We start from the raw sequence: 4453 nt of genomic DNA, 5'->3' as shown, positions 1-4453 counted from the left end.
GGACACCTCATGCCTCAGCACACTCAACCGCAAAAGGTGCTGGGAAATTCGCGCTTACCTTTGGGGGGGACCGGCAAAGCCGCCGCGTCACACTTTTAATCCCTCCCCTTCGAAGCGCTGACGAGCCTGTCTGTATGCTCTCTATGTGCGCGGTAGGTCAGGGCTCTTGAGTTACCGACGGCGGGCAAGACGACGAAGGTAGCCGATCGCGAAGGCAACACCAGCGACGAGCATAACGGTACCAAATGCGTTGCGTTGCCGTGGAAACCGGCGTTCTGCCGTGTGCCGAATGTCCGATGTATCGACGACCTCGGTACGCGGGCGATCGAAACCAGACGCCATCTGTTCATGCCAACGACCGGCGGAATCTTGGAATTCGATGTTCTCCGTCGAACCGGGAACCTCATGCTGATGCGCCGCAATCTCCGCTGCGGCAAGTGCGTCGGCATGGGTTGGAAAGGTTTCAGAGAAGACGCCGTCAACTCTGTACGCCCAACCCCCGTCATGCTCTACTATCTCATACTGCACCTTTGCCATGGCGCCGCTCCCGTTAGATGGAGCAAGAACATCCGATATCGATCTTAGTTCCGCGCGGTCTGAAGACCGGTACGAGGGGCAGAACTGCTCCTGAGCATCAGCAAGTGTTAGAAGTGTATCGGCGACGGAACGCGAGGGAGCGAAAACCGTAGAAACGCCGAGCGGACTGTAATTACACCGCCCGCAAGCACTATGGCTCTTGCAATTGAGTCAGAACCATCCATATACCATCCATAGACCTGGTAATCGGATGGCCAATATGAAGGATGATGTCTCCAAATTACGCGAAAAGGGCGGTGAATCGGAGAAGATCACCATCAATCTCGGCTATGTCGATCTCGGTCGCATCGACCTTCTCGTGCAGGAAGGATTCTATTCCAATCGCACCGACTTCATCCGCACAGCGATCCGCAACCAGCTCACGGCCGAGGCCGAGGCCGTCAAGCAGTCGATCGTCCGGCACACGCTGGAGCTGGGTTTGCGCGACTACAGCAGAGCCGATCTGGAATCACTGAAGGCGGCCGGAGAGAGACTTCACATCAAGGTGGTCGGACTTGCCCGCATCGCGCCCGACGTCACACCGGAACTTGCTCTGGCAACAATTGAGTCCATCACCGTGCTCGGCGCACTCCAGGCCAGTGCCGGGCTGAAATCGGCGTTGGCCGAACGTATCCGATAGACTGCGGCCCGACCAACAAGGACAACTCGATGAATGACGATTTTGCCACGGCCATGCGTCGTGCCGTACGGTCCACGCGCGCCCTGAACCTCGCCGAGGCGACACGCGTGATCCAGGATGCACTGGCCGGCCGGCCGGCCTCCGATACTCGCACCTCGACACATCCGGAGATCACACCACCGCCCCCAGTTCAGCGTTCCATCCCATTTCCGGTCGATCCGGATGCGGAGATCATCGAACCGTCGGCAAAGCCTGAGGCCGAAGAGCCCGCCCAAGAGGTTGCCCATCACACCGCGTCGCGAAGGTTGCGGAAACCCTTGGGAGAAACAGTACGGATCTTGCGCGAGAATCGGTTGGCACCCGGCGTTTTCGGATCGCTACACGGCGCTGGCCTGCCGGGCACCGACAAACATGCCCGCCAGCCCATCATGCCGGAGGGGGCACAGTTCCTGGCGCGAGCTTTCACCTGCCCTGCGGGCTCGCGAAGCTACAGGCTCTACGTTCCCGCATCCGCAACCGATCGGCCCCGTGGCCTTGTCGTTATGCTTCATGGCTGCAAGCAGGACCCCGAAGACTTTGCTGCAGGAACCGGCATGAACGCGGTCGCCGAGACGCACGGCCTGGCGGTTGCCTATCCCCGTCAAAGCGGCGCTAACAATGCGTCGTCCTGCTGGAACTGGTTCAGGCCCGTCGACCAGATGCGCGACGGGGGAGAACCTTCGATCATTGCCGGGATCACCAAGGAGATCATGTCGGAATTCGGCCTCGATCGCAGCCGAGTCTTCGTGGCAGGCCTATCAGCAGGGGGCGCAATGGCGGCGGTCATGGGCGAGACCTATCCCGATCTCTATTCCGCCGTGGGGATCCATTCCGGCCTGCCTTACGGATCGGCCAACGACATTATGTCAGCTTTCTCCGCGATGCGTGGCGATGGCGGTCCTGCATCCAGTCCGAAGCGGCTCCCCAATGGGCACCGGCTCCGGACGATCGTCTTCCAAGGACGTGCGGATCGGACGGTGCATCCCTCCAACGCGGATCGGATCGTCGCGGCGGCAACGCCAACTGGCGCGGGATGCGCCGTCCGTCAGGAACCCGGCCGCTGCACCAGCGGGCGGAGCTATACAAGAACCATTGTAACGGACCCCGCGGCAGGGCCGGCGGTCGAATACTGGCTGGTGGACGGTGCCGGCCATGCCTGGTCCGGCGGCCATCCCTCTGGAACGTATACGGACCCGCATGGTCCGGATGCGTCTTCTCAAATGGTTCGGTTCTTCCTCGACGGGCAGGATTGACGGCAACAAGGCGATCATCGCCGCCGACAACGACATCATCGGCACGGCGGTGGCGGCCGTCAGTTCAAAACTCTGGCTGCCGCCGTTGATGCCGCGCTTGTCGACGACATTGAAAGGAGACTGCCCGTTCCCTGTGTTCGCCCCGACCGACGAGTCCTTCTCGCTGCCGCAGGGCATCGCCCGGTCTGCTGCATGGTAATCCGCCCTGCCGCCTTTATTGGCGCTGCTGCCGAGCGTGGCAAATCGCCATCGAGGGAGCGGTATCGGCCGCTTCAACCCGCATACCGATGGGTAGCTTGGCCCCTCGGGCAAACGCTCGGGAGGGGCTTTCCTTTGCTCACAAGACAAACCTGTTCCGGCCGGCGCAGAACTGGTCCGCACGAACCGCAGCGTTCAATGCTTTAAGTCTTGTCGACAGCGTCCTTGACTGCGTCCTTTAGCTTTCCCTTGGCTTGCTGGGCACCGCCCTTTGCCTTTTGCGCCGCGCCCTTGGCGCGGAGCGAGTTGTTGTCGGTTGCATCGCCTGCGGCCTGCTTGGCGTTACCAGCGAGCTCATTGGCCTTGCCGGCCACTTTGTCCTTTGCACTGCCCATGCGGGGTCTCCCGGCTTGGAGGACGCGACTTGCGCCCCCACAGGCGCTCGAACGAGCGGCTCGGCACTTTGTTCCCATTTTGATCTGGATCAGGCGACTCGCTCACGATGCCGTTCCACTCGACACAGCCCGTGAGAACCTCGAACCGGCGCACCGGCTCTTCATCACTGGATGTGAGCGTAAGCTGTGAAATCGACATCTGCCCAAGCCCTCGTTCGGGTTCAACATCGTCAATCACGCACTCATGCGGGAGGTGCGGTCAAAACATCGCTTACCCTCAAGGGCATGTTCCGGTTGATACATTATGCAACTTCAGAGGTCTAAAACAGGAACCCGTACTTCCGTCGAATGGACACATTGAATGCCGGCATTACTGCGGGTGTTGGACGCCGAGCGGCTCACGCCGACGTCTCCCAAGGGTTGATCACGGAGGCGTCTGTGTCTTCGAAATCCTTGATGTTGCGTGTGACAAGGATGAGATCGTGTACGATCGCGGTCGCGGCGATCAACCCATCGATATCGCCGCGGGGGCGGATTGCCGCGATGCGGCCCCATTCGACTGCGATTTGGTCGGTTATCGGCAAAATGCGGTCGCCATGGTCGTGGCGCAGCTTGCGCAGCCATTCGGTGAGGTGCGCGGCAGTCTTCGGATCCGACCTCTGTTTCAGAGCAATGCCGCGCATGATTTCGCCGAGGGTGAGCGCACTCAGGTGGATGCTGAGCGGATCGACAGAGCGCAGCCAGGACACCGCCTGCGGCGTGCCGCGTCGCGCCTCTGAGACGATGTTGGTGTCAACCAGATACATCAAAAGGCCACATCGCGGCTTGGTGTCTTGACGCGTACATTCACCGCATCAGCGAGCTGATCGTCCCAAGCGGGACCGCCAAGCAGATCATCGACCAGCGTTGGCCGGCCGGCGCGCAGAGCGTCGTAGTCACGAGCGGACAGCACGACGGCCGTGCGCTCACCGCGCAGCGTGACAATCTGCGGCCCTTCATGGCGCGCCTTCTGCACCACCTTCGAGAATTGGTTCTTGGCGTCCTGCAGTTGCCATTCCATAGTTCCGCTCCACGTTGGCTAGACTGTCTAGCTATATAGTCCTATTTGTCTGCTATTGAAAGTGCCAATGTACCGCGCGGCCGATCGACAGCCTGCGCGCGACGCCGCATGATCGGCGATCTCGATTGTCCGCCCGCGCGGATCTTGATCCTCCTCACGTATGGAACGAGGGCTACCGAAAATCCCACGCCGTCGTTCCAGACGATACATTATGCGATCTTCTGTAACGGGCTTCTGTAACGGGCTTTGCGTCAACCCTTGTGAGCTTAATCCCTCGCCGAGTGCTTGCTTC

General features: G+C 60.6%; 7 protein-coding genes. 3 read left to right on the top strand and 4 right to left on the bottom strand.

Annotated elements, in window-relative coordinates:
- Positions 1–171: 171 nt before the first annotated feature.
- Positions 172–537, bottom strand: coding sequence for a DUF2188 domain-containing protein (locus tag CO676_RS33945; protein WP_097524275.1), 366 nt, complete (start codon positions 535–537; stop codon positions 172–174).
- 259 nt (positions 538–796) lie between these two features.
- On the opposite strand from CO676_RS33945, the gene CO676_RS33940 reads away from it, so the two are divergent.
- The 3 genes from CO676_RS33940 to CO676_RS33930 are packed head-to-tail and all read left to right on the top strand — an operon-like array spanning position 797 to position 2707.
- Positions 797–1216: a CopG family transcriptional regulator gene (locus CO676_RS33940; protein ID WP_097524276.1), complete on the top strand. Its 420-nt coding sequence runs from the start codon at positions 797–799 to the stop codon at positions 1214–1216.
- A 29-nt stretch (positions 1217–1245) separates the two neighbouring features.
- Positions 1246–2508 (top strand): PHB depolymerase family esterase, encoded by a 1263-nt coding sequence (locus CO676_RS33935; protein WP_097524274.1) that lies wholly within the window; start codon positions 1246–1248, stop codon positions 2506–2508.
- A complete protein-coding gene (locus tag CO676_RS33930; protein WP_097524273.1) occupies positions 2462–2707 on the top strand; it encodes a hypothetical protein in 246 nt (81 codons plus the stop codon). The genes CO676_RS33935 and CO676_RS33930 overlap by 47 nt, the downstream gene beginning before the upstream one ends.
- A 202-nt stretch (positions 2708–2909) precedes the next feature.
- Here CO676_RS33930 and CO676_RS33925 read toward each other — a convergent pair whose 3' ends face one another.
- The 3 genes from CO676_RS33925 to CO676_RS33915 all read right to left on the bottom strand — a co-directional run bounded on the left by CO676_RS33925 (position 2910) and on the right by CO676_RS33915 (position 4161).
- Positions 2910–3101 (bottom strand): CsbD family protein, encoded by a 192-nt coding sequence (locus tag CO676_RS33925; protein ID WP_097524272.1) that lies wholly within the window; start codon positions 3099–3101, stop codon positions 2910–2912.
- Positions 3102–3499: 398 nt separating this feature from the next.
- Positions 3500–3907 carry a type II toxin-antitoxin system VapC family toxin gene (locus CO676_RS33920; protein WP_097524271.1) on the bottom strand — a complete coding sequence of 136 codons (408 nt, stop codon included), beginning with the start codon at positions 3905–3907 and terminating at the stop codon, positions 3500–3502.
- Positions 3907–4161, bottom strand: a complete 255-nt coding sequence (locus tag CO676_RS33915) for a type II toxin-antitoxin system Phd/YefM family antitoxin (RefSeq protein WP_097524270.1) — start codon at positions 4159–4161, stop codon at positions 3907–3909. Before CO676_RS33915 ends, CO676_RS33920 begins: the two co-directional genes overlap by 1 nt.
- Positions 4162–4453 lie beyond the last annotated feature (292 nt).

It is taken from the genome of Sinorhizobium sp. BJ1, assembly GCF_002531555.1.
In the GTDB taxonomy this organism is placed as follows: Bacteria; Pseudomonadota; Alphaproteobacteria; order Rhizobiales; family Rhizobiaceae; genus Sinorhizobium; species Sinorhizobium fredii_B.
This window is presented reverse-complemented; position numbering and strand designations above follow the sequence as displayed.